21 protein-coding genes are annotated in these 24220 nt (G+C 73.7%); 7 read left to right on the top strand and 14 right to left on the bottom strand.

The window, feature by feature from the left end; all coding sequences use genetic code 11:
• Positions 1–103: 103 nt before the first annotated feature.
• The gene (locus ACH5A8_RS22545; RefSeq protein ID WP_399004562.1) at positions 104–1603 is read right to left on the bottom strand and encodes a PLP-dependent aminotransferase family protein; all 1500 of its coding nucleotides are present in this window, start codon (positions 1601–1603) and stop codon (positions 104–106) included.
• A 106-nt stretch (positions 1604–1709) separates the two neighbouring features.
• On the opposite strand from ACH5A8_RS22545, the gene ACH5A8_RS22540 reads away from it, so the two are divergent.
• The 4 genes from ACH5A8_RS22540 to ACH5A8_RS22525 all read left to right on the top strand — a co-directional run bounded on the left by ACH5A8_RS22540 (position 1710) and on the right by ACH5A8_RS22525 (position 5188).
• The gene (locus tag ACH5A8_RS22540; RefSeq protein ID WP_399004560.1) at positions 1710–2357 is read left to right on the top strand and encodes a YitT family protein; all 648 of its coding nucleotides are present in this window, start codon (positions 1710–1712) and stop codon (positions 2355–2357) included.
• Positions 2354–3121 carry a glycerophosphodiester phosphodiesterase gene (locus ACH5A8_RS22535; protein ID WP_399004558.1) on the top strand — a complete coding sequence of 256 codons (768 nt, stop codon included), beginning with the start codon at positions 2354–2356 and terminating at the stop codon, positions 3119–3121. Before ACH5A8_RS22540 ends, ACH5A8_RS22535 begins: the two co-directional genes overlap by 4 nt.
• Positions 3122–3175: 54 nt before the next feature.
• Positions 3176–4534: an MFS transporter gene (locus ACH5A8_RS22530; RefSeq protein WP_399004556.1), complete on the top strand. Its 1359-nt coding sequence runs from the start codon at positions 3176–3178 to the stop codon at positions 4532–4534.
• A 279-nt stretch (positions 4535–4813) separates the two neighbouring features.
• Entirely contained in the window at positions 4814–5188 is a 375-nt protein-coding gene (locus tag ACH5A8_RS22525; RefSeq protein WP_009187548.1) for an RNA polymerase-binding protein RbpA, read from the top strand.
• Between the two features lie 159 nt (positions 5189–5347).
• On the opposite strand, the gene fxsA is transcribed toward ACH5A8_RS22525, so the two are convergent.
• The 4 genes from fxsA to ACH5A8_RS22505 all read right to left on the bottom strand — a co-directional run bounded on the left by fxsA (position 5348) and on the right by ACH5A8_RS22505 (position 9809).
• Positions 5348–5908, bottom strand: coding sequence for an FxsA family membrane protein (gene fxsA, locus ACH5A8_RS22520; RefSeq protein ID WP_399004554.1), 561 nt, complete (start codon positions 5906–5908; stop codon positions 5348–5350).
• Positions 5909–6199: 291 nt separating this feature from the next.
• Positions 6200–7000, bottom strand: a complete 801-nt coding sequence (locus ACH5A8_RS22515) for a polyprenol monophosphomannose synthase (RefSeq protein ID WP_399004552.1) — start codon at positions 6998–7000, stop codon at positions 6200–6202.
• 507 nt (positions 7001–7507) lie between these two features.
• A complete protein-coding gene (locus ACH5A8_RS22510) occupies positions 7508–9112 on the bottom strand; it encodes an amidohydrolase (RefSeq protein ID WP_399004551.1) in 1605 nt (534 codons plus the stop codon).
• Between the two features lie 256 nt (positions 9113–9368).
• Positions 9369–9809, bottom strand: coding sequence for an Lrp/AsnC family transcriptional regulator (locus tag ACH5A8_RS22505; RefSeq protein WP_093768230.1), 441 nt, complete (start codon positions 9807–9809; stop codon positions 9369–9371).
• Between the two features lie 267 nt (positions 9810–10076).
• On the opposite strand from ACH5A8_RS22505, the gene ACH5A8_RS22500 reads away from it, so the two are divergent.
• Positions 10077–10511 (top strand): hypothetical protein, encoded by a 435-nt coding sequence (locus ACH5A8_RS22500; RefSeq protein ID WP_399004548.1) that lies wholly within the window; start codon positions 10077–10079, stop codon positions 10509–10511.
• Positions 10512–10903: 392 nt separating this feature from the next.
• Here ACH5A8_RS22500 and ACH5A8_RS22495 read toward each other — a convergent pair whose 3' ends face one another.
• The 6 genes from ACH5A8_RS22495 to ACH5A8_RS22470 form a co-directional block, all read right to left on the bottom strand.
• Complete coding sequence (locus ACH5A8_RS22495) at positions 10904–12076, bottom strand: acyl-CoA dehydrogenase family protein (RefSeq protein ID WP_399004645.1); 1173 nt, start codon at positions 12074–12076, stop codon at positions 10904–10906.
• A gap of 389 nt (positions 12077–12465) precedes the next feature.
• A complete protein-coding gene (locus ACH5A8_RS22490) occupies positions 12466–13164 on the bottom strand; it encodes a TetR/AcrR family transcriptional regulator (protein WP_399004546.1) in 699 nt (232 codons plus the stop codon).
• Positions 13165–13227: 63 nt separating this feature from the next.
• Entirely contained in the window at positions 13228–13380 is a 153-nt protein-coding gene (locus ACH5A8_RS22485) for an SCO1431 family membrane protein (RefSeq protein WP_399004544.1), read from the bottom strand.
• A 271-nt stretch (positions 13381–13651) separates the two neighbouring features.
• Positions 13652–15034, bottom strand: coding sequence for a peptidase C39 family protein (locus tag ACH5A8_RS22480; RefSeq protein ID WP_399004542.1), 1383 nt, complete (start codon positions 15032–15034; stop codon positions 13652–13654).
• Positions 15035–15272: 238 nt separating this feature from the next.
• A complete protein-coding gene (locus tag ACH5A8_RS22475) occupies positions 15273–16727 on the bottom strand; it encodes an amino acid permease (protein WP_399004643.1) in 1455 nt (484 codons plus the stop codon).
• A 135-nt stretch (positions 16728–16862) separates the two neighbouring features.
• Positions 16863–17813, bottom strand: a complete 951-nt coding sequence (locus tag ACH5A8_RS22470) for a hypothetical protein (protein WP_399004540.1) — start codon at positions 17811–17813, stop codon at positions 16863–16865.
• Between the two features lie 255 nt (positions 17814–18068).
• On the opposite strand from ACH5A8_RS22470, the gene ACH5A8_RS22465 reads away from it, so the two are divergent.
• Both ACH5A8_RS22465 and ACH5A8_RS22460 read left to right on the top strand, forming a co-directional pair.
• Entirely contained in the window at positions 18069–18689 is a 621-nt protein-coding gene (locus ACH5A8_RS22465) for a uridine kinase (RefSeq protein ID WP_399004641.1), read from the top strand.
• Positions 18690–19119: 430 nt separating this feature from the next.
• Positions 19120–20988, top strand: coding sequence for an AAA family ATPase (locus tag ACH5A8_RS22460; RefSeq protein ID WP_399004538.1), 1869 nt, complete (start codon positions 19120–19122; stop codon positions 20986–20988).
• A 93-nt stretch (positions 20989–21081) separates the two neighbouring features.
• Here ACH5A8_RS22460 and ACH5A8_RS22455 read toward each other — a convergent pair whose 3' ends face one another.
• The 3 genes from ACH5A8_RS22455 to ACH5A8_RS22445 all read right to left on the bottom strand — a co-directional run bounded on the left by ACH5A8_RS22455 (position 21082) and on the right by ACH5A8_RS22445 (position 24210).
• The gene (locus tag ACH5A8_RS22455) at positions 21082–22167 is read right to left on the bottom strand and encodes a hemolysin family protein (protein WP_399004536.1); all 1086 of its coding nucleotides are present in this window, start codon (positions 22165–22167) and stop codon (positions 21082–21084) included.
• Positions 22164–23510, bottom strand: a complete 1347-nt coding sequence (locus ACH5A8_RS22450) for a hemolysin family protein (protein ID WP_399004534.1) — start codon at positions 23508–23510, stop codon at positions 22164–22166. Before ACH5A8_RS22450 ends, ACH5A8_RS22455 begins: the two co-directional genes overlap by 4 nt.
• Positions 23511–23742: 232 nt before the next feature.
• On the bottom strand, positions 23743–24210 hold the full coding sequence (locus tag ACH5A8_RS22445) for a PH domain-containing protein (RefSeq protein ID WP_399004532.1): 468 nt from the start codon (positions 24208–24210) through the stop codon (positions 23743–23745).
• Between the last annotated feature and the right edge of the window lie 10 nt (positions 24211–24220).

Genomic DNA, 24220 nt, shown 5'->3' with positions numbered 1-24220 from the left:
CGCTCACTTCGAGCAGGGAGGACCCCCGGCCCACCCCTCGTACGGATCATGCCGGACGGGCCCTGGCACCGCCCCTGACCCGGCCTGACCCGAACGAAGGACCCTAGGCCACGAAGGTTCTCGGGGAGTCGCCGCCGCCCGGAGCGCCCGTCTCCACCAGACGGGCCGCCGCCGCTAGCCGGGCCGCCGCTTCCTCCGCCACCGCTCCGGTGACGGTGAACGGCAGCCGGACATATCCCTCGAAGGCGCCGTCGACGCCGAACCGGGGGCCGGAGGGGACCCGTACGCCCACGCGCTCGCCCGCCTCGGCGATGCGCGAGCCCGAGAGCCCGCCGGTGCGCACCCACAGGGTGAGACCGCCCTGCGGCACCTCGAACTCCCAGTCGGGCAGCTCGCGCCGGACGGCCGCGATCAGCGCGTCCCGGTTGTCCCGGGCCTGGCCGCGCCGAAGCTCCACCGCCTGCTCCCAGCCGCCGGTGCTGAACAGCCAGTTCACCGCGAGCTGCTCCAGCACGGGCGTGCCCAGGTCGGCGTAGGCGCGGGCGGCGACCAGGCTGCGGATCACATCGGGGGCGGCCCGGACCCAGCCGATGCGCATCCCGGCCCAGAAGGCCTTGCTGGCGGACCCGACGGTGATCACCGTGGAGCCCGCGGGGTCGAAGCCGCACACCCGCCGCGGCATCTCCAGGCCCGCGTCCAGGTACAGCTCGCTCATCGTCTCGTCGACGACGAGCACCGTCCCGGCCGAGCGCGCCGCCTCCACCAGACGGCGTCGCTGGTCCTCGTCGGCGAGCGCGCCGGTCGGGTTGTGGAAGTCGGCGACGACGTAGGCGATCCGGGGCGCGGCCTCCCGCAGCACCTGGCGCCAGCGGTCCAGGTCCCACCCGGTGAGTCCCTCGGCCATCGCCACGGGCACCAGCCGGGCGCCCGCCTCCCGCATCAGCTGGAGGATGTTGGCGTACGAGGGCGACTCGACGGCGATGCGCTCGCCCCGGCCGCCGAAGAGGTGGCAGATGGCGTCGATGGCGCCCATGGCACCGGTCGTCACCATGATCTGCTCGGGCATCGTGGGGATGCCGCGCGCGGTGTACCGCTCGGCGATCATCGACCGCAGCGCGGGCAGACCGGCCGGGTAGTCGCCGTGCGTGTGGGCGTAGGGCGGCAGCTCCTCCAGCGCGCCCCGCACCGCGCGGGTGAGCCACGGCTCGGGGGCGGGCAGCGCCGCGGTGCCCAGGTCGATCATGGAACCCAGCGCCTCCGGCGGCAGCGGTTCCAGCCCCTGCGCCGGCAGCGGGTTCCCGGCGGGCACGGCGGTCCAGCTGCCGGCCCCGCGCCGGGACTCCAGGAAGCCCTCGGTGCGCAGCGCCTCGTAGGCGGCGGCGACCGTGGTGCGGCTGACGGACAGGGCCAGGGCCAGTTCGCGTTCGGCGGGCAACCGGGCGGCCACCGGCACGCGGCCCTCCAGGACCAGCAGCCGGACGCCGTCGGCCAGCGCCCGGTAGGCGGGCGGGCGGCGGGCGCCGGGCGCCGCCGGGCGGTCCTGCTGCGAGTTGAGCAGCCGGGCGAGTTGCGCCGCACCCATCGCCGAGGTCCACTGCGCCATGATTACCAGTCCACCTTCCCCGAATTGGCCATGGATGGGATTCGTCCTCAAGCCACAGAGTGTCACGCACCGGGCCACTTCCACCAACCAGGGGGGCATCTTGTCCATGCGGGACCGTCTCGGCCGGCGGCTGATCCAGCTCTACGCCGGCCTCGTGCTGTACGGCGTCAGTTCCGGCCTGCTGGTCGAGGCGGGTCTGGGTCTGGAGCCGTGGAACGTGCTGCACCAGGGTCTGGCCGAGCTGACCGGCCTGACGATCGGGGTCGTGTCGATCATCGTGGGCGCCGCGGTGCTGCTGCTGTGGATACCGCTGCGCCAGCGGCCCGGCCTCGGGACGGTCTCCAACGTCTTCCTGGTCGGCGTCGCGATGGACGGCACCCTCGCGGCGCTGCCCGACGTCCGCTCCCTGGCCATCCGCGTCCCGTTGCTGCTGGCGGGCGTCCTGCTGAACGGGCTGGCCACCGGCCTCTACATCGCCGCCCGGCTGGGTCCCGGCCCGCGCGACGGGCTGATGACCGGGCTGCACCGGCGCACCGGGCGCTCGGTCCGCCTGATGCGGACGGTCGTCGAGGTGGCGGTCGTCGCCACCGGATTCGCCCTCGGCGGCACCATCGGCGTCGGCACCCTGCTGTACGCCGTGTCGATCGGTCCGCTGGCTCAGCTCTTCCTGCGCCTGTTCGCCGTTCCGGCGGCGGCCGGCGGCGGCGCGGCCGTTGCCGCCGCGTCACCCGAAGGGGTGATACTGCGTCCGTGACCACGCTCGTACGCCACCCGTACCTCGACCATCCGGGGCCCATCCCGTTCGCCCATCGCGGCGGGGCCGCCGACGGCCTGGAGAACACCGTGGCGCAGTTCCGGCGAGCGGTCGAGCACGGTTACCGGTACATCGAGACCGATGTGCACACCACGGCGGACGGCCGGCTCGTGGCCTTCCACGACGCGACGCTGGACCGGGTGACCGACGGCGCGGGCCGGATCGCCGACCTGCCGTGGGCGGAGGTGGCGCGGGCGCGCGTGGCGGGCCGGGAGCCGGTGCCGCTCTTCGAGGAGCTGCTGGAGACCTTCCCCGAGGTGCGCTGGAACGTCGACGTGAAGGCGGAACCGGCGCTGCGTCCGCTGCTGGAGACGATCGAGCGCATGGACGCCTGGTCGCGGGTGTGCGTCGGCTCCTTCTCCGAGGCGCGCGTGGTGCGGGCCCAGCGGCTGGCCGGGCCGCGCCTGGCGACGTCGTACGGCACCCGCGGGGTGCTGGGGCTGAGGCTGCGCTCCTGGGGAGTGCCGGCGGCGCTGCGGCGGTCGGCGGTCGCCGCACAGGTGCCGGTGGCGCAGTCGGGTGTCCCGGTGGTCGACCGCGCGTTCCTGCGCGCGGCGCACGCGCGGGGGCTCCAGGTGCACGTGTGGACCGTCAACGAGCCGGAGCGGATGCACCGGCTCCTGGATCTCGGTGTCGATGGCATCATGACCGATCACATCGACACGCTGCGCGAGGTCTTGCGGGAGCGGGGCGTCTGGTTCTGAGACGCCCCGGCCCGTGGGGGGCGCGGCATCCGAGGCGGGGAAGCGAGGGCACGGGTGGGCACCGACACCGTGCGGGCACAGGCGGGGGCGGGCGACGAGGACATCGCCGGCCGGCGGCGCGAGCAGCGCGGCTGGTACTTCTACGACTGGGCGTGCTCCGTCTACTCGACCAGTGTGCTCACCGTGTTCCTGGGCCCCTATCTGACCTCGGTGGCCCGGGCGGCGGCGGACCCGGACGGGTACGTGCACCCGCTCGGGGTCCCGGTGCGGGCGGGGTCGTTCTTCGCCTACTGCGTCTCGGCGTCCGTGGTCGTGGCGATCCTGGTGATGCCGGCGGCGGGCGCGGCGGCCGACCGCACCGGCCGCCGCAAGCCGCTGCTGGCGGCGGCCGCCTACACGGGGGCCGCCGCCACCGCGGGACTGTTCTTCCTGGACGGCCACCGCTATCTGTTGGGCGGTCTCCTGCTGATCGTCGCCAACGCGTCGGTGGCCGTCTCGATGGTCCTCTACAACTCCTACCTGCCGCAGATCGCGCCGCCCGAGGAACGCGACGCGGTCTCCTCCCGCGGCTGGGCCTTCGGCTACGCGGCCGGCTCGCTGGTGCTGGTGGCGAATCTGGTGCTGTTCACCGCCCACGACTCCTTCGGCGTGTCCGAGACGATGGCGGTGCGCGTCTGCCTGGCCTCGGCGGGCCTGTGGTGGGGCGTGTTCACCCTGGTGCCGCTCCGGCGGCTGCGCGACCGCCGGGTGCCGGCCGCCGCCGCGCCGCCGGTACGGGGCTGGCGCCAGCTGGCGGCCACCGTGCGGGACATGCGCGACCGGCCGCTCACCCTGGCCTTCCTGCTGGCGTACCTGATCTACAACGACGGCATCCAGACGGTGATCTCCCAGGCCTCGGTGTACGGCTCGGAGGAACTGGGCCTGGGGCAGTCCACGCTGATCACGGCGGTGCTGATGGTGCAGGTGCTGGCCGTGGCGGGGGCGCTGGGCATGGGACGGCTGGCGCGGACGTACGGGGCGAAGCGGACGATCCTCGGGTCGCTGGTCGCGTGGACGGCGACCCTCGGGGCCGGGTTCTTCCTGCCGGCGGGCGCGCCGGTGTGGTTCTTCGTGCTGGCGGCGGGGATCGGGCTGGTCCTGGGCGGCAGCCAGGCGCTGTCCCGGTCGCTGTTCTCGCATCTCGTCCCGCCCGGCAAGGAGGCCGAGTACTTCTCCGCGTACGAGATGAGCGACCGCGGCATGAGCTGGCTGGGGCCGCTGCTGTTCGGGATGACCTACCAGCTGACCGGGAGCTACCGGGACGCGATCCTCTCGCTGGTGGCGTTCTTCGTGATCGGCTTCGTGCTGCTGGCGCGGGTGCCGGTGGGGCGGGCTATCCAGGACGCGGGCAATCCGGTTCCCGACCGGATTTAGCACTCGCGGCGAAAGGGCTGTAGTGTACGCGTTTGGCCTGCCAGGCGTACCGTTACTGCGCGTCAAAGATGCCGAAACGCTGGGTGACATCTCGTTGCAGATGTGACAAACCGGGCGCCGGTGGGTACTGCACTGGTTGACAAGGCTGCGGCTACGACGGCGACACATGACCCGGAACGGGACATCGGAACGGGAATCTTTACCGCCGACCGGACGTTGACCGGATGACGACGACAGCGACACCTGTCCTGTGGGCGACAAGCCCGGGAGGCACGATTCATGAGTGAGCGAGCTCTTCGCGGCACGCGCCTCGTGGTGACCAGCTACGAGACGGACCGCGGCATCGACTTGGCTCCGCGCCAGGCCGTGGAGTACGCATGCGAGAAGGGGCACCGCTTCGAGATGCCCTTCTCGGTCGAGGCGGAGATCCCGCCGGAGTGGGAGTGCAAGGTCTGCGGGGCCCCGGCACTCCTGGTGGACGGCGACGGCCCGGAGGAGAAGAAGGCGAAGCCGGCCCGTACGCACTGGGACATGCTGATGGAGCGGCGTACCCGTGAGGAACTCGAAGAGGTCCTCGAGGAGCGTCTGGCCGTACTGCGGTCGGGCGCGATGAACATCGCCGTTCATCCTCGGGACAGCCGCAAGAGCGCGTAGTCCCCGGCGGGCTTCGGTCCGGTCGCGGTGCACGTGGGAAACGAGGACGGGCGCCGTACGTGATGAGTCACGTACGGCGCCCGTCCTCGTTCCCTGGCGTCCGCTTCTTTCGCGTCCGCCGGGGCGGCTCGGTCGCGGCGCCGGGCGGGCCGGCCGCGCTCACCGGGTCAGCGGCGGGTGCTGCTCGCGGGTGGCGCCGCCCGGCTCGTCGTCCCTGATCACCTCACCCTGGACGACCTTGCCGTCGGGGCGGTGGATGCGGACCTGCCGGAAGGCGTCACCGAGGGTGCCGGGCGCGGCCGCGCGGAGCTTGCGCTCCACCGTCCGCTCCGTGAGGCGGCTCACGGCCCGCTGGACGGGCGGGAGCAGCAGGAGCAGCCCGGCGACGTCCGAGATCATGCCGGGGATGATCAGCAGCAGGCCGCCCAGCATCATCAGGCCGTTGCCGCCGCGGCGCGCCGACGGGGTGCCGCCGCGCTGCAGCGCCTCGTTGAGGTTCTGGAAGGCGCGGCGGCCCGCTCGCTTGATCACCACGGCGCCGAGCACGATCCCGGCGAGCAGCAGCAGGAAGACCGTGAAGCCGCCCGCCGCGCCCGCGACCACGGTCAGCAGCCAGATCTCCAGCACCAGCCACGCCGCGAGACCCAGCGGCAGGTACCTGCGCAGCCGGGAACGCTGCGGCCGGGCGGGGCGGGGAGAGGTCGGGGCGCCTGTCGTCATGCTTCCAGTGTGCCTGGGACCGTCTCAGTGCCGGATAAGGGCCGGCCCTCGGGGCACCGGCGGGGCCGGAACGGGTTTCGAAAGCAGCGTCGTCCGCCCGGAGGGCGGGGCTCGCGGCGTCCGGCGGTGGGGCCCCTCCCACGCCGTTCAGGCAGTGGGGGCGCGTCGCAAGACGGAGGGACGTCCGCGTACCGGGCGTACGCGGACGATCCCGGCAACGCGGCCTGGGGGCACCCCCGGCCGAAAGCTGGGGAGCGCCGTGCCAGGCGTCGCGAGCCAGACCGGACTTCCCTAGTCCTGGGGCTTGCCGCCACGGCCGGTGAGCTTGGTCACCCGCTCCCCCACGCCCCACGCGGTGACGCGCCACAGCGCTTCCACGAGGATGTCGCGGCTCATCTTGGAGTCGCCGAGCTCCCGCTCCACGAAGGTGATGGGCACCTCGACGACGTGGAAACCGGCCTTCACCGCGCGGCGCGCCAGGTCGACCTGGAAGCAGTAGCCCTGCGAGGCGACCTCGTCCAGGCCCAGGCCCTCCAGCGTCTCGCGACGGAAGGCGCGGTAGCCGCCGGTGATGTCCCGCAGGGGCAGGTCCAGCGCGAGGCGCGAGTACAGGCTGCCGCCCCGGGAGATGAACTCGCGGCCCTTCGGCCAGTTCACCACGCGGCCGCCCGGCACCCAGCGGGAGCCCAGCACCAGATCGGCGCCCTTGAGGGCGGTCAGCAGGCGGGGCAGCTCCTCGGGCCGGTGGGAGCCGTCGGCGTCCATCTCGACCAGCACGCCGTAGTCGCGCGCCAGGCCCCAGCGGAAGCCCGCGAGGTAGGCGGCGCCGAGGCCCTCCTTGCCCTCGCGGTGCAGCACGTGGACCTGCTCGTCCTCGGCGGCCAGCTCGTCGGCGAGCTTGCCCGTGCCGTCGGGGCTGTTGTCGTCGGCCACGAGGACATGCGCCTCGGGGACGGCCTCGCGCACCCGGCCCACGATCGCCTTGATGTTCTCCGACTCGTTGTAGGTCGGGATGATCACGAGCGCCGTGCCGAGCGGACCGAACCGCCTCTCCTGGGCACCCGCCGCGGGGGTGCCGTCGCCGTGGTTCACTACTGCCCCTTCATGTCCATACGCACAGGACCACCATAGTGGCCACGGCCTGGGGTGACGCGACACGACGTGCCTGCCGCCGCACCGGACCGGCCGGGCCGCCGTTCTGCGGAGGGGACCCGGCGCCCTTCGGGCCGACCTGGGACCCGCTGGCTGCGGATCGGCCTGAAGCCGTTGTCTACTGAGCGACCGGGCCCCACCCGGGTCACACCCTGCCGACCGTCCGGGACGTTCCCCCGCCGACGCGGTCGCTGAGCCTGGCTCCCAGTGACGGTGACCCGGTGCGGCACACCGTCCCTGACCCAGCGGCACTGCGACGCGGGTACGGAAGTCCCCCGGTCGGGCGTCCGGTGGTGGACCCGGCAGAACCTACCGGCCCCGCGCCGTCGCCTGTCAAACAGCCCGCCGGGCCGCCGCGGCGAGCGCCGCCACCCGACCGCCGCCGAGGATGCCCAGGTCGCACTGCGCGGCGGCGGACGGCGACGGTGATCGCGCCGCGCCCGGAGATCACTCGCCCGGCCGTACGAAGACCGTCCGGCCGCCCACCACGGTCCGCAGGCAGACGGGCAGGTCACGGCCCGGGGCGAGGTCGGGCAGGCCGGGGGTGCCGGAACGCGGGTCGGTCGACCAGCGCGCGACCCGGTCGTCGGGGGCCTGGACGACGAGATCACCGGTGTGCCACACCGCGTAGTCGGCGGGCGCGCCGGGCACGAGGACGCCCGCGTCGTCCCGTCCGATCGCCCGCCAGCCGCCGCGCGTGTGCGCGGTGAAGGCGGCGCGGACGGAGATCCGGTGCCCGGGAGTGCGGTGGAAGGCGGCGGCCCGGACCGTGCCCCACGGGTCGAGCGGCGTGACGGGGCTGTCGGAGCCGAAGGCGAGCGGGACGCCGCCGCGCAGCAGCGCCGCGAACGGGTTCAGCGTGCGGGCCCGCTCCACGCCCAGGCGCTCGGCGTACATCCCCTCCTCGCCGCCCCACAGCGCGTCGAACGCGGGCTGCACGGAGGCGGTGAGCCCCAGCTCGGCGAAGGCGGCGATCGTCGCCGGGGTGAGCATCTCGGCGTGCTCGACCCGGTGCCGGGCCGCGCGGACGCGGGCGAGGCCGATCTTCTCGGCGGCGGCGCGCACACCCTCGACGACGGCGGTGACGGCGGCGTCGCCGATGGCGTGGAAGCCGGCCTGCAGGCCCGCCTCGGTGCAGGCGACGACATGGGCGGCGACGGCGGCGGCGTCCATGTAGGCGGTACCCGTGTGGCCGGCGTCGGAGTACGGCGCGTGCAGGCAGGCGGTGTGCGAGCCGATGGAGCCGTCGACGAAGAGGTCGCCGGCGGCGCCGGCCGCGCCCAGCTCCCGTGCCTCGTCCACGTCCTGTTCCGCCCAGTAGCCGACGACCCGCGGGCCCGGTTCCGCGGCGGCGAGCCGCAGCAGACCGGTGAAGTCGTCCTTGGAGGAGATGTCCGGCCCGCCGCACTCGTGCACGGACCCGATGCCCAGGGAGGCGGCGTGGGCGAGCGCGGCGCGCTGCGCCTCCGTGCGCTGGGCGGCGGTGACAGCGCCGAACGCGGCGGCGCGCACGGCGTGGTGGGCGTCGGCGGTCAGCGGACCGTCGACGGGGCCGGGACGGCCGGGCACCAGGTCGAGCAGGGCGGTGCTGACGACCGCGGAGTGGACGTCGATCCGGCTGAGGTAGAGGGGACGGCCGCCGGTGACCTCGTCGAGTTCCGCGCGCGTCGGAGGACGGCCGCCGGGCCAGCGGGCCGCGTCCCAGCCGTGGCCGAGCAGCACCCTGTCGCCCGGGCGGGCGGCGGCGAACTCCCGGACCCGCGCGAGGGCCGCCTCCAGGGAGGGGGCGTCCGACAGGTCGAGGCCGGTGAGCGCGAGGCCGGTGGCGGTGGTGTGCACGTGGGCGTCGGTGAACGCCGGGGTGACGAGGGCGCCGTCCAGGTCGACCACCTCGTCGACGCCGTCGGCGAACGCGTCCGCCGCGCCCTCCGAGCCGACCCAGGCGACTTGCCCGGCCTCGACGACCATGGCGGTCGCGAACGGGTCGGCGGGGCTGTGGACCTCGCCGCGGCGGAGAAGGACGGTCTGCGGTTCGGCGGTGCGCTCACTCATGGGGACCAGTCTCCCGCCTGCGCCCGCGGGCCCGGCACGCAGGTCGCCCCGGCGGGCGGCCGGCGGCGGACGGGACCCGTCGCGGCCGGACCACGCGTCCGGCCCCGCGGCTGGAGCAGCGCCCGGACGGCGCGGCTCGGCGGTACGCACGGACGACCGGACGGGACGGCTCAGTCTGGCGGTACGGCCGGGGAGCCGGTCGGCCGCGGGCCGGTCAGACGCGTGCGGGGCCGCCGGTCAGATGCGGGGCCGCCGGTCAGATGCGGGGCGGGCGGGCCTCGTACGGGGTGGACAGGACCACCGTCGTCCGGGTGGAGACGCCCGCCAGGGTCCGCACCCGGGCGAGCAGCTCCTCCAGCTCGTGCGGGGTGGCCACACGCACCTTGAGGATGTAGTTCTCGTCACCGGCCACGCTGTGGCACGCCTCGATCTCCGGGACGCCCGCCAGGCGGTCCGCGATGTCGTCGGGGGCGCTGGGGTCGAAGGGTTTGACCGAGATGAAGGCGGTCATGGGCAGCCCCACGGCCTCGGGGTCGACGACCGCGGCGTACCCGCGGATGACGCCACGCTGCTCCAGCCGCCGCACCCGCTGGTGCACGGCCGACGTGGACAGGCCCGTGGCCTTGCCCAGGTCGGTGTAGCTCATCCGCCCGTCCTTGACGAGCAGCTGCACGATCTGTCGGTCCAGCTCCTCCATGGCGCAAGAACCTACAGTGCGGTCGATCTCCTCGGATACCTCGGCGGCCCGGGCCGGGCCCGTGGGCGCCGACGGGGACGGTGGCCGGCCGGCGCCGCGGGGGACAAATCAGTCGCGACGGGCACGCGCGCGCGGCATGTGACGAACGCCACAGCCCCGGAACGCGCTCCGTGATGTTCTCGTGATTACCCGCGAGAGCGGACGGGAAGTGCTTGCTGTGGTCGAGGCCGCAGTGCCTTCACGGCCCAGCCTTAGGGGGAGAATCCCATGCAGAGTCTCAAGCGCCCTGGTCGATCCGCGCCCAGGCGACAGCAGCCGAACGTCGAGCCCGAGCCGGAGGGCGTCGAACCCGACGACTTCGACGACGAACTCGACGCCTACGACACGTTCGAGATGTACCGGGTGATCTGCCCGGACTGCGCCCAGCCCATCGCGCTCCTGGCGGACGAGGAAGTCCTGCCGGAGCACGCGCTGTGCGCCTCGCCGTGGAACCCGTTCGGGCTCACGGTCTGCCCCGGCACGGGCCGCGGCGCCCGCGATGCCAGGCCCGCCGACGAGTCGGCCGAGCCGCAGGAGCAGGACACCGCCCTGCTGTTGACGCTCCCGCAGGGGCTCGACTGGCGCACGCAGCCCTTCTCGCACGTCGGCGGCCCGGGCTCCCGCCCGATGCGCGTCCCGGCGATGCGCCGCGACGCCGCCTGACCGGCACCCCCGCACACGCATCCGCCCGCACCACGGCGCGCAGACCGTCACCGTGGTGCGGTGGGACCGGCATGCCTCGGAGCCGGCGGCCGGCCCGGCGCGCGGTGCCGCCCGGGACACCGCTGGACTCACGCTCGATTTCGGGGCCGGGTGACCTGTCCGCACGGCCGCGCGTTGCCCAGGCATGACCTCCATCGAGCCGGCGGCCGGGCGCCGGCGTCGCGTCCTCGTGCCGCCACCGGCGGTGTCGCTTCCGTCCGCGCCGCCGCCCCCGGACCCGCCGATCTACCGTGATCTGATGCGCGCCTGGGCCGACCGGGGCCGGACCCTGCCGGGGCGCCACGACCCGGAGTGGGTCCGGCTGGCGGCGCCCTTCCTCGGCCTCGCCCAGTTCAGCGGGACTCGGGACCCGCGACGTGACGGGCGATGACCATCCGCTGGATCTGGTTGGTGCCCTCGACGATCTGCAGCACCTTGGCCTCGCGCATGTAGCGCTCGGCCGGGAAGTCGGCGGTGTAGCCGTAGCCGCCGAGGATCTGGACGGCGTCGGTGGTCACTTTCATCGCCGTGTCCGTGCAGAACAGCTTGGCCATGGCGGCCTGCCGCGCGAAGGGCCGGCCCGCGTCGCGCAGCCGCGCCGCCGCCAGGTACAGGGCGCGGCCCGCCTCGATCTGGGTGGCCATGTCGGCGAGCATGAAGCGCAGGCCCTGGAAGTCGGCGATCGGCCGCCCGAACTGCCGGCGGTCGGTGGCGTAGCCGACCGCCTCGTCGAGCGCGCCCTGGGCGACGCCGATCGCGCAGGCCGCGATGCCGAGCCGCCCGGAGTCGAGCGCGGACAGGGCGATGGCGAAGCCCTGGCCCTCCTCACCGAGCCGCCTCTCGTCGCCGACGCGCACGCCGTCGAGGTGGATCTGGGCGGTCGGCGAGCCCTTCAGGCCCATCTTCTTCTCCGGCGCCGCCGCGCTCAGTCCCTCGGCGTCACCGGGGACCAGGAAGGCGGTGATCCCGCGCGGACCCTCCCCGCCGGTACGCGCCATGACCGTGTAGAAGTCGGCGATGCCGCCGTGGGTGATCCAGGACTTGGTGCCGGTGATCACCCAGTCGTCGCCGTCCCGCACCGCCTTGGTGCGCAGCGAGGCGGCGTCGGAGCCGGAGGAGGGCTCGGAGAGGGCGTAGGCGCCGAGCAGGCCGCCGCCGAGCATCGCGGGCAGGTGCTCGACCTGCTGCGCCTTGGTGCCGTAGGCGGCGAGGCCGTAGGCGGCCAGCGTGTGCACGCTGAGGCCGAGACCGACGGTGAGGCGGGCCGCGGCCAGCTCCTCCAGCACCTGGAGGTAGACCTCGTAGGGCTGGTCGCCGCCGCCGTACTCGGAGTCGTAGGGCAGGCCGAGCAGGCCGGAGCGGGACAGGAGGGTGAAGACCTCGCGCGGGAACCGTCCGGCGTCCTCCTCCTCGGCCGCCTTCGGGGCGATCTCGTGCTGTGCGATGTCGCGGACGAGCGAGATCAGGTCCCGGGCCTCCTCCGTGGGCAGTTGCCGGTCCACCGGCTGCGGGGCGCGGTCGGGCATGGCGACGCTCTCCTCCCTGTCGGGCACTGGCGGACAGCACCTTCGTGGGGCGGCTCCGCCGGTCTTCCTCGGGCCGGTCGATGCTCGCACTCCCGGGTCGCGGAAGCGGCTGACCAGCGGCTGTGCGCTGTGAGTATGCCCGATCGGAGGCACGGAGTCACCGGTTAACGACCGCTTACTTCGAGAAATGGCCGACGTCCTTTCCGGAGCCGGCCCACGACCGCTGCGGGTGTCCGGTTCGGGTGGGTTCGACCGTCCGCCGCCGCGGGCCGGTCCGGCCGGCTGCCGGGGGGCGTCGCGGAGGGACGCCGGGGGCGTCGCGGAGGGACGCCGGACCGGCGGAGTGCTCGCGGGGCCGGGCCGGCCGGGCCCGGCTCCGGCGGGGCAGGTCAGACGTCCCGGCGGGCGGGCGGCGGGGCCGGGTGGGACGGGTCGAGTTCCTCGATGGCGCGCAGCGCGCCGCCGAGGGTCCTGACGAGCAGATCGCGCATGGCGTCGCGGGAGAGCCCGGGGCGGGCGATCCAGTCGAGGGTGGCGCCCTCGACGCCGCACACCCAGGCGAGCAGGCCCATGCGGGCGAGCGGGGCGACGGCGGTGCGCCCGTAGGCGCCCTCGGCGATGGTCGCGACGATGGCCTCGCGCACGCCGTCGCGGAGGGCCTGCACCTCGGTGTCGAAGCCGACGCCGCCGCTGACGATGGTGCGGTAGGCGGCCTGGTTGTGCTCGGCGTAGCGCAGGTAGCCGTCGACGGTGCGGTGCACCCGGTCCACGGCCGGCAGTTCCCGGCCGCTCGCCGCGAAGGAGACGAGGTCGGCGACCGAGTCCTCGACGATCGCGAGGTAGTAGCCGCGCTTGGAGCGGAAGTAGTAGTAGATCAGCCCCTTGGCGACCTGCGCCTGCCGGGCGATGTCGTCCATGGAGAGGGCGTCGTAGGAGGTGTCGGCGAACAACCGCCGTCCGGTGGCTATGAGTTCGGCACGGCGGGCCGCGGATCGTTCGGTGCCGCGCGCCCGGTCGGGCGTCCCCGGCGGCCGGGGGGAGCCGAGCGTGCGGTGAAGGACGGTCTCGCGCTGCTGACTCGTATTCAATTCGGCCCCGGTCTCCAACTGCGGTCGGACAGCCGCAGTATGGCAGCTCCGGAGGAGGTCGGATCACAGCAGCCCGAGCTGGGTGACGAGCATCGCGATCACGACGACGAGGGTCCAGCCGAGCACGTGCTCCAGGATCTTCGGGCCGTCGCCGTCGTCCTGGGGGCCGCCGGTGCGGGCGCGGACGGGAGCGGCGGTGGCCGAGTGAGCGGTCATGACTTCTCGCAGGGGTCGGACGTGCGGGTGGGCTCCCCCGCTCCGGGACTTCTCCCCTCGTCCCGCTGTCCACCTTGCCACTTGCGCGCACTCTCGCGGCGGAGAGCTTGGTCACAGGCGGCCCCCGGGGCCCTGCGGCGCGGGCAGGCCCCGGGGCCGGTCACGCCGGTCACCGACGGCTCCCGGGTCCCGACGGCTCCTGCCGTCTTCCGGGAGCCCACCCGGCGCCCGGGAGCCTCCGCCGAGTCTCCGCCCGGTGCGGTCGGCCCGGTCAGCGCACGCCCACCGCCGCCAGCGCACGGCACTGCTGGGGGGCGGGGTGCGCCGGGAAGTACAGGTAACAGACGCCGCCGCTGCCGGAGGCGACCTGGCCGGCGGCGTTGTACCGCTTGGTCCGCAGCCAGATGTTCTCGAACTCACGGCGGGCGTACACGCGCCGTACCGCGTCGTCGCCCGGTGAGGCCGGGTCGTTGGCGATCACGTCGCCGCCCGCGGTGAAGCCGATGACCGTCATCAGGTGGCCGGAGGTGCCGTAACCGGCGCCGGTCAGCTCCGTCTTGAGGAACGACTGCGACGTTATGGCCGGGATGCCGGCCTCGATCAGCGTCTCCAGGTCGGTGAGCGAGGTGAGCCGGGTGACCACGCCCCGCAGGTCCTCGAAGGTCGCCGCGTAGGCCGCGTTGAACGGCCAGTTGCCGCAGCCCGCGTACTGGTAGTCGTAGGTGGAGCGGGCCGCGTGGCAGACCTGTGGATCGGCGTAGGACGGGTCGACCCAGGAGAGCTGCTCGGGGGTGAGCCGGCCGCCCCAGTACTCGATGATCATCTGCGAGGAGGTGGGGCTGCACCAGGCCTCGCCGCCGTTGTCGTACTGGGGGTACTGGCCGGCGTGGATCTCCTGCGAGTACCGGGGCACGGCCAGTTCCCGGGCCACGCCGCCGGGTGCGGAGGCGGGGACGGTGAAGCGGTCGGGGATGTCGGAGCCCATGACGCCGGCCCGCCAGACGGCGGGGCTGAGCGCGGTGCCGGGCCTGCGGTAGAGGGTGAGGCGCAGCCGGTACGAGGCGAGGCGCAGCCCGGAGGCCGGGTCGTCGACGGCGAAGGTGTCCGTCCACACCGTGCTGCGGCCGTCGCTCTGGTCGTCGACGGAGGTCCGCCTGATGTCCTGGTCCCCCGCCGCCCAGCGGCCCATCACGTACCAGGGGGTGTCGGAGCCGTCGGAGTACGTGCCCCGCAGCTCCACCTGGAGCCAGGTGCCGGCCGGGGTGTTCGCGTTCCAGGAGGCGATGGCCTCGGTGGCCGGGACGGCGAGGCGGTGCACCGGGCCGGTCCAGGTGGCGTACTCCCAACGGGCGGTGGTGCCGGTATGCGGGTCGGTGTAATCGGTGGTGCCGGCCGGGGCGGCGATCTCCAGGGCGGGGCGCGCGCCCGCGACCGCGCGGGTGCCCCGGAAGGCGCCGCCGCGCCAGTCGGTGTACGTGGTCCAGGCGCGGTAGTCGACCGGGCGGGCGGCGTCGGCTTGGCCGTGGTGGGCGCCGCCGTGGCCGCGGTGGGCGTCGGCGGCGACCGCCGGCGCCGTGCTGCCGGCCACGACGGTGGCGGCGGCCATCGCGGCGGTCAGCACGGTTCTGCGGGACGGTTGTTCGGATCTGCTCATGGGTGGAAGACCCCCGGGTGTCCGAGTCGGGGCGGGTGGCGGGTCCGTGCACGGCGCTGCGCCCACTATGGCCGCGGCGACCGGCTCCTGCCAGCACTACGGCACACGCCACGCCCACCAATATTGGTCTCGACCACTGGCATGACCAGCGGTTGCGTACCCGTCCGGCTCGTCTGCCCGACCCGCGGGGCCGCCCGGGGCGCGTCCCGCCGCGGTCGGCCCCCCGAGCCCGTGCGGGTCAGATCAGGTCCATCGCGGCCACCTCGTCCGGGCGGCCGTAGCTCACCGGTCCCCGGAAGCGGCGGCGGGCGGTGGCGAACCACCACACGGTCGCGATCAGGAGCACGGCGGCGAGGGCGACGGGGGCGTAGTTGAAGGAGGCGACGGTGAACGGCGCGGCCTGCGGCAGCATGAACAGCACGCTGCTGAGCGCGATCCAGGTGACCGCGACCACGCCGACCGGCCGGCCCCAGCGGCCCAGGTGCCAGGGGCCGGGCCGGAACTCGTCGCCGAGCCGCAGCCGGAGCAGGATCGGGACGGCGTAGGCGAGGAAGAGCCCGACGACATTGACGCTGACGATGGCGGTGAACGCCGTGTGCGACCACCAGCCGGGCAGGACGAGGGCGAGCGAGCAGCCGACCGCCAGCCAGACCGCCTTGACGGGGGTGCGGGTGCGCGGGGAGACCGAGTGCCACCAGCGGGAGCCGGGCATGGCGCCGTCCCGGGAGAAGGCGAAGATCTGCCGGGTGTTGCTGGTCAGGTTGGCGAGGCCGCAGAAGAGCATCGCCCCGATGACGATCAGGAGCAGCGCCTTCGCGGTGCCCTGGCCGAGGGCGTCGATGAGGATCTGGACGGGCGGTGCGTCCGCGCTCGCCTGGCGGCCGTAGTCGCCGATGGCGGCGACGAGGGCGAGCATGAGGACCAGCCCGGTCAGCGCGGACCAGCCGATGGCACGGGTGATGCCCCTGGGGGCGTTGAGGGTCGCGCGGACGGTCTCCTCGGACATGTGGAAGCTGCCGTCGAAGCCGGTGAAGGTCCAGCTGGTGACGAGCAGGCCGAGCATGCCGCCGTAGAGGCCGTTCGTGAAGCCGGTGTTGTTGGCGAAATGCGTCACGAAGGAGACCGGCCGGTGCTGGTCGGGCACGGCGACGAGGGCGGTCACGATCACCACCAGCCCGATCAGCAGCCACCACACGGAGATCCGGTTGAGGACGGCGACCAGCTGGACGGCGCGGGTGTTGGCCAGGCCCTGGAGCACGATGATCAACGCGGTGATCAGGACCGTCTGGTGGGTGGTGGGCCGGTACGAGGTCCACTGGAGCGCCAGGAAGGCCTGGACGAAGGTGGCGGCCGCGTAGCCGGTGGCGGCGGTGCCGCCGATCTGGCCGACGAAGTTCAGCCAGCCGGTGAACCAGGACCAGGCGCCCTTGTGCCGTTTGGCGAGTTTGCCCGCCGAGAAATACAGCGCCCCGCTCGTCGGATAGGCGGAGGCGACTTCCGCCATCGCCGCGCCGACGAACAGCACCATCACGGAGACGCCCAACCAGCCGAAGACGAGAACGCGCGGACCGCCCGCGTTCATTCCGAAACCGAAGGACGAGAAAATGCCCGACAGGACGTTGATGATGGTGAAGGAGATCGCGAAATTGTCGAACGCCTTGAAACGCCGGGTGAGTTTTCTCGGATATCCCATGGCGTGCAGGGTCGCGTCGTCGTCGAGCGTGTTCACCTCCGTCCGGGCGCGGGCCCGGTGGGCTCCGGCGGTCCTGACGCGCGGGGCCGGTCTGCTGTACGGCACGGTTCGGCCTTTCTCTCGGTGGGCGACGGTTCAGGGCGGCACCGGCAGGCCGCAGGCTCGCCGGGCCCGGGAGAGCTGTTCGACGGGATCGCCGAAGGCGCACCACGGCATCCGTGAGGCGTAGGGCCCCATGGCGGTGAGGGCCGCGCGGGCCTCCGGCTCGCGCCCGGCCAGAACCAGCGCGTGGGCGAGATAGGCCAGGTCGAGCACCGGTGTGAAGCGGTGCGCGGCCACCGTCGGGAGCCAGTCGCGGTGGATGGCGAGCGCGGTGGCGCGCCACTGCGGCTGCTCCCAGAGCCGGTCGGCGAGCAGTCGCGCCGGGTCGTAGCTCTCCACGAGGGCTACCAGCGGCAGCAGCCGCAGCGCGGAGTCGACCGGGGCCCGCTGCGCCAGGAAGGCGGCGACGTCCCAGGCGGCGTTGACGGAGCCGCCGTGCCGGGTGAAGAAGAAGGCCAGGAAGCGATGGTGGGCCTCACGGTGCCAGGGGTCGAGCGACAGGACGTGCGCGAACAGCCGCCAGGGCCCCGGCGGTGCGGTGAGCAGGCCCCGCGGCGCCGGGTCGCGCAGCCGGTGCAGCCGGGCCATGGCCAGTTTGGCGACCCAGGGCGTGGGATCGCCAGGACCGGCCGCCGAGGCCCGTTCGCAGGCGGAGAGCGCTATGCGCTCCAGCGGCTCGGCCCGCCCGTCGTGGTCGTCGGCCGCGCGCAGCGCCCGCAGCACCGCCACCCTCGCCCACAGCAGCGCGGCCTCGGGCGACGGCTCCTCGGCCAGCCAGCGTTCGGCGAGGTCGGAGTCGGCCGCCTCCGAGGCGAGCACCAGGGAGCGGTGGGCCCGCAGCGCGAAGTCGCCGCGGGTCTCGGCGAGGGCCGCCCGGGCGCTGGCCCAGCGGCCGGCCCGCACGTCGACGCAGACACTCGCGAGCGTCCGGTCGTCCGCCGCCGGATGCCAGACGTACTGCCCCTCGAACAACCCGGCTGCCATCGTCCCCCGTCCGTCCCCGTACGGCACCTCATGGTTGCGCCGGAGAAACTTTACTCACCACCGGGCACAACCGGAACGCGGTTTTCGACATGTTCACCGGTCACGGGCAGGGGTTTCGGCGAACGCCGACGGCCTCTCACTCGATGGTTCAATGCGGCACTAATTCGGCCGCCCTACATCACCCGTCCCACACGCCACTAGAATGTTCCCGCGAGATATGCCATCCGCTCAGCACCCGTCCTTGGGGGAACCGACATCCGCGCCCTCGCCGCCCAGCTCCGCCGCCTTCCGCCGTCCTGCGGCCCGGTCCGCCTGATCGGCGTGGACGGACACGCGGGGTCGGGCAAGTCCACGTTCGCCGGGCGTCTGGCCGCGGCGCTGGACGGCGCCCCGGTGCTGCACCTGGACGACATCGCGAGCCACGAGGAACTGTTCGCCTGGGACGGCCGGCTGCTGGCCGAGGTGATCGAGCCGCTCAGCCGCGGCGCGACCGCGCGCTACGCCCCCTATGACTGGCACACCCGGCGCTTCGGCCGCGCCCGCGCGCTGCCGCCCGCGCCCGTGATCCTGGTCGAGGGCGTGGGGGCCGGTCGCCGGGCGCTGCGCCCGCACCTGGCCCGGCTGCTGTGGATGGAGCTGCCCCGCCAGGAGTCCTGGGCGCGGGGGCGGGCCCGGGACGGGGCCGAGCAGCGGGAGTTCTGGACCGGGTGGGTGGCGGCGGAGCGCCGTCACTTCGCCGCCGACCCCTCCCGGCCGTTCGCCGAGGCGCTGGTCCGGCAGACGCCGGCCGGGTACGAGCTGCTTCCGGGCCCGGCCGCGCCCCCTGGGGCAGCCCGGAAGATCACTCAGCGTGACGGGCCGTCGGCAATGTGTTGAACCTGTGAAGATCCCCGCCGGGGATCTCGGCACAGTGCCCCAACTCCGCTTGACCGGGGGACCGTACAGGTCTTACGTTCTCAAGGAGCGGTCATCGAGGACCGCCCACTGACACGAAGCCCCCGGTTGTTCCCCCGTGACCGGGGGCTTCGTTCTGCCCGGATTCCGATTTCCGGACGCCACGCGACGCCATTCGATCACCCAGGGTCACCGGCTGGGGGCGCGCGTCGTGCTCCCACCTCGCCGAACGCCCCCTGCGGCACCCTTCGGCGGGCGGTGGCCCCACGGGTACGATGCCCTCGGTGCGACCTTCGAACGGCTGCTTCGCGCACCTGCAACTCCCTTCCGCGGAACAGCGGTTCGACCAGAGGCAGCCGCCGGACGACGGTCCGGCGGCGAACCTACGGGGGCACGGTTTGTGGGGGACGTGATGGACTTCGGCACGCAGGGCCCGAAGGCCCCGGCCGACCTCGCCTGGCTGCGCGGCGTGGACGCCTACACCCTGGGCGCCTATCCGCAGGCGGAGGAGGAGTTCCGGGCCGCGGTGGGGATGGATCCCTCGATGGCCGACGCCTGGCTCGGCCTGCACGCGCTGCGCGTCGACACGACGACCGCGCTGCTGCGCATGTTCCGGCACCGTGACCGCTTCGGCGAGCAGCGCTCCCGGCACCGCCGGTCCCTCAACTCCTGGTACTGGCTGGGCTGGTGGGTGCAGCCCGTGCTGGAGAGCCCCCGGGACCTGCTGCTGGCGCACGCCTCGCACTGGCTGGACGGGCGCCATGTGCCCGAGCTGGACCGGGCCCTGGCCGGTCTGCCGCCCGTGGACGCCGACCCCCAGGTACGTTTCCTGCACGCCTGCCGCGCCTACCTGGTCAAGGACTGGGAGCAGCTCGTACGCCACACCGATCCGCTGGTCGACGACCCGATGCTGGGCATCGAGGCCGGGCTGTTCGGCGGCATGGCCCGGGTGCGGCTGGAGATGTTCGGGCAGGCCGAGCCGCTGCTGTCGGCTGCGCTGATGCGGTGCCGCAGCGAGCAGCCGCAGCGCAAGGAGCTGCGGTACTGGCTGGCCCGGGCGCACGAGGGCACCGGCCGCAGCGCCGCGGCGCTCCCGCTGTACCGGGCGGTGCACCGGATCGACCCGGCCTTCATGGACACCTCGGCGCGGCTGGCGGCGATAGCCGAGGGCGACGGGTTCGACGACGCGGCCGGTCTCGCGGCGATCACGCTCTCCGGCGCCGGCCAGGACACCGTGGACGGGCCGGACTACTTGGACCCGGTCTTCGGCGGCGAGGGCCGCGACCTCAAGCTCGGCGGCGAGCCCGATCCCCCGCCCTCCGCCGTGTTCCCCCCGGTGGCCGATCCGGCGGTGCGCGAGCGGGCCTCGGTCGCCGCCGGGCCGCTGCCCAGCGGTCCTACCGATCCGGCGTTGTTGGAGCAGGCGCTCGCCGAACTGGAGCGCATGGTGGGTCTGGAGCCGGTGAAGCGCCAGGTCAAGGCGTTGTCCGCACAGCTCAACATGGCCCGGCTGCGGGCCGGGCAGGGGCTGCCGGTGCAGCCGCCGAAACGGCATTTCGTCTTCTCTGGCCCCTCGGGCACCGGCAAGACCACGGTCGCCCGCATCCTGGGCCGGGTCTTCTACGCGCTCGGGCTGCTCGGCGGCGACCATCTGGTGGAGGCGCAGCGGGCCGACCTGGTCGGGGAGTACCTGGGCCAGACGGCGGTCAAGGCCAACGAGCTCATCGACTCCGCGATCGGCGGGGTCCTCTTCGTCGACGAGGCCTACTCCCTGTCCAACTCCGGGTACGGCAAGGGCGACGCCTACGGCGACGAGGCGCTCCAGGTGCTGCTCAAGCGGGCCGAGGACAACCGCGACCACCTCGTGGTGATCCTGGCCGGCTATCCGGAGGGGATGGACCGGCTGCTGGCCGCCAACCCCGGGCTGTCGTCCCGCTTCACCACGCGGGTGGACTTCCCGTCGTACCGACCGCTGGAACTCACCGAGATCGGCAAGGTCCTGGCCGCGGAGAACGGCGACGTGTGGGACGAGGAGGCGCTGGACGAGCTGCGCTCGATCGCCGGGCACGTGGTCGACCAGGACTGGATCGACGAGCTCGGCAACGGGCGCTTCCTGCGGACGCTGTACGAGAAGAGCTGCGCCTACCGGGACCTGCGGCTGTCGGCGTATCCCGGCGCGCTGTCGCGGGACGACCTGGCGACGCTGCGGCTGCCGGACCTGATGCAGGCGTACGGGGAGGTGCTGTCGGGGCGGGGGCCGCAGGATCCGTCGGCACTGTGACGGATCCCGCGGTCCCACGCCTGCCTCGGCGCGGCCGGGCCGGAAGCGGTCGACCCGCTCCCTGACCCGGCCTGATCCGAACGAGGGGCCCGGCTAGGTCGCCAGGACTTCTTCCGGCTCGCCGCTTCCCCGCGGTTCGGTGAGGCGGATCTCGGTGGCGATCCGGTGGGCGGGGTCGCGGACCTCGCCGACGAGGAGTTCCAGTACGTCCTCCAGCGCCACCACGCCCAGCACCCGTCCGGACGCGTCCGCGACCTGCGCCAGATGGGTGGCGGCCCGCCGCATGACCGTCAGCGCGTCGTCCAGCGGGAGCTCCGAGCGGAGCGTCGGCATCGGGCGCCATATCCGCTGCGGCACGGCCCGGTCCGAGTCCTCCGCGTCCAGGACGTCCTTGACGTGCAGGAAGCCCATGAACGCGCCGTTCTCGGCGGCGACCGGAAAGCGGGAGTAGCCGGTGCGGGCGGTGAGCGCGACGATCTCGCCGGGGGTGACCGACGGCCTGACGGTCACCAGCCTCTCGCGCGGCAGCAGCACGTCGAGCACCGGGCGGGAGCCCAGCTCCAGCGCGTCCTCCAGCCGCTCCTGCTCCTCGGGGTCCAGCAGACCCGCCTGGCCGGCGTCCTCCACCAGCCGGCCCAGCTGCACGCTGGTGAAGACGGCCTCGACCTCGTCCTTGGGCTCGACGCGGAACAGCCGCAGGATGCCCTGGGCGCAGGCGCCGAGCGCCACCGTGACGGGCCTGCACACGCGGGCGAAGGCCACCAGCCCGGGGCCGAGCCAGAGCGCGGCCTTCTCCGGCGCGGCCATCGCCAGGTTCTTCGGCACCATCTCGCCGATGACCAGGTGGAAGAAGACCACCCCGGCGAGCGCGATGGCGTAGCCGAGGGGGTGGACCATGCCCTCGGGCAGCCGCATCCAGGTGAACACCGGTTCGAGCAGGTGCGCCACCGTGGGTTCGGCGACGGCGCCGAGCGTCAGCGAGCAGACGGTGATGCCGAACTGCGCGGCGGCCATCATCTGCGGCAGCCGTTCGAGGCCGTGCAGGACCTGCCGGGCACGGGCGGTGCCGAGCGGTTCGATCTGGCTGCGGCGGACGGAGACGAGCGCGAACTCGGCGCCGACGAAGAATCCGTTGACGAGCACGAGCAGCGCGGCGAAGAACAGTTGGAGCACGCTCATCGGACCGCCTCCGCCTCGGCCACGACGAGGTCGCCCGTACGGGCCGTCCGCACCAGGCGGACCCGCTCCGCGCGGTAGTGCCCGACCTCGCGCACGGACAGCCGCCAGCCGGGCAGCTCCGCGCGGTCGCCGGGGGCCGGGATCCGGCCGAGCAGGTCGGCGACCAGGCCGGCGACGGTCTCGTAGGGGCCTTCGGGGGCCTCGAGGCCGATGCGCCGGAGCAGGTCGACGCGGCAGCCGCCGTCGACGTCCCAGGCGGGCCGGCCGTCCTCGGGCGGGGCGGGCGCGAGCTCGGGCACGTCCTTGGCGTCGTGCTCGTCGCGGACCTCGCCGACGAGTTCCTCGACGATGTCCTCCAGGGTCACGACGCCGGCCGTGCCGCCGTACTCGTCGACGACGACCGCGATGGGCTGCTCGCTGCGCAGCTGGGCCAGCAGCGGCTGTACGGGCAGGGTCTCGGGGACCAGCAGCGCCGGGCGGGCGATCCGGCCGACGGGGGTGCGCAGCCGCTGCTGCGCGGGGACGGCGAGGGCGTCCTTGAGGTGGGCCATGCCGACGATCTCGTCGATCTTCTCCTGGTAGACGGGGAAGCGGGACAGGCCGGTGGCGCGGGTCAGGTTGACCACGTCCTCGGCGGTCGCCGAGACCTGAAGGGCGCTGACCTTCACGCGCGGCGTCATCACGTGCTGCGCGGTCAGGTCGCCCAGGGACAGGGTGCGGACGAAGAGGTCGGCCGTGTCCTGTTCGAGGGCGCCGGCCCGGGCCGAGTGGCGGGCCAGGGAGACCAGCTCGCCGGGGGTGCGGGCGGAGGCCAGCTCCTCGGCGGGCTCGACCCCGAGCGCGCGCACCAGCCGGTTGGCCACCGTGTTCAGCGCGGCGATCACCGGGCGGAACAGGCGGGAGAAGGCGTGCTGCGGGCCGGCGACGAAACGCGCGACCTGCAGCGGCCGGGAGACCGCCCAGTTCTTGGGCACCAGCTCGCCGACCACCATCTGGACGGCGGAGGCGAGCAGCATGCCGACGAGCACGGCGGCCCCGGGGACGACGCCCCCGGGCAGTCCGACGGCGGTGAAGGGGCCGCGCAGCAGCTCGGCGAGCGCGGGCTCGGCGAGCATGCCGACGACGAGCGAGGTGATGGTGATGCCGAGCTGGGTGCCTGAGAGCTGGAAGGACAGCTCGCCGAGCGAGTCGACGACCGTACGGGCCCGTCGGTCGCCGTCGGCGGCGGCCTTCTCGGCGTCCGGGCGTTCGACGGTCACCAGTCCGAACTCGGCGGCGACGAAGAAGCCGTTGGCGAGGATGAGCAGGAAGGCCGCTGCGAGGAGCAGCAGGGGGATGGTCATGATGCCGCCGCCTCCGCGCGCGCGGGGGCCGCGATGTCGCGGTGCGCGCTATGTCGGCAGGGGGCGGCGCAGGTACTGCAGGACGATCCGTCCATCGCCGGAGGGAGTCACTCCTCGGGTAGCAGGAGCCCCTGGCACCGATCGGGGCCCAGGGGCGGAGACGCAGCGAAAAACGTCTCCGCCACCAGATTAGTCAAGACCGGGCCCGGTGCGTCAGGGCGGACGTCCCGAGTCAGCCCTGAGGCCCACCCTGAGAGTGCTCCGGGTCGTGGAGGGAGCGGGCCTCGACGAGGGCGCGCAGGGCACGGGCGTCGGCGATGGCGCGCCGCTTGGCGATACCGGGCTGGATGCCGAGCGCGGGCAGGCTGGTGCCGTCGCTCAGGTTGAGGAAGACCCACGGGTCGCCGGGACGCAGGTTCACCTGGAGGATCTCCGCCCATTCCAGGCGGCGTCGGCCGGCGATGTTGACGACGGTGACGCCCGAGTCGTCGGCGACGACCTTGGGCCGGGAGAGCATCAGCAGCACCCCGAACAGCAGTGCGCCGGTGAAGACGAAGCTGACGCGCTCGCCCGGGGTGAGCGGTTCCAGCAGGACCGCCACGGCCGTGATCACCGCGAAGATCGCGACGCCGGCCGTGAGCAACACCACACGGGTGATCGCGGGGCGGAAGGTGACGGGAAGCTCGGGCAGGTCGGACATCTCTCGGCCC

It is taken from the genome of Streptomyces sp. NPDC018610 (genome assembly GCF_044391765.1).
Lineage (GTDB): Bacteria > Actinomycetota > Actinomycetes > Streptomycetales > Streptomycetaceae > Streptomyces.
The sequence above is the reverse complement of the archived record's forward strand: the minus strand, read 5'-3'. Positions and strand labels throughout refer to the sequence as shown.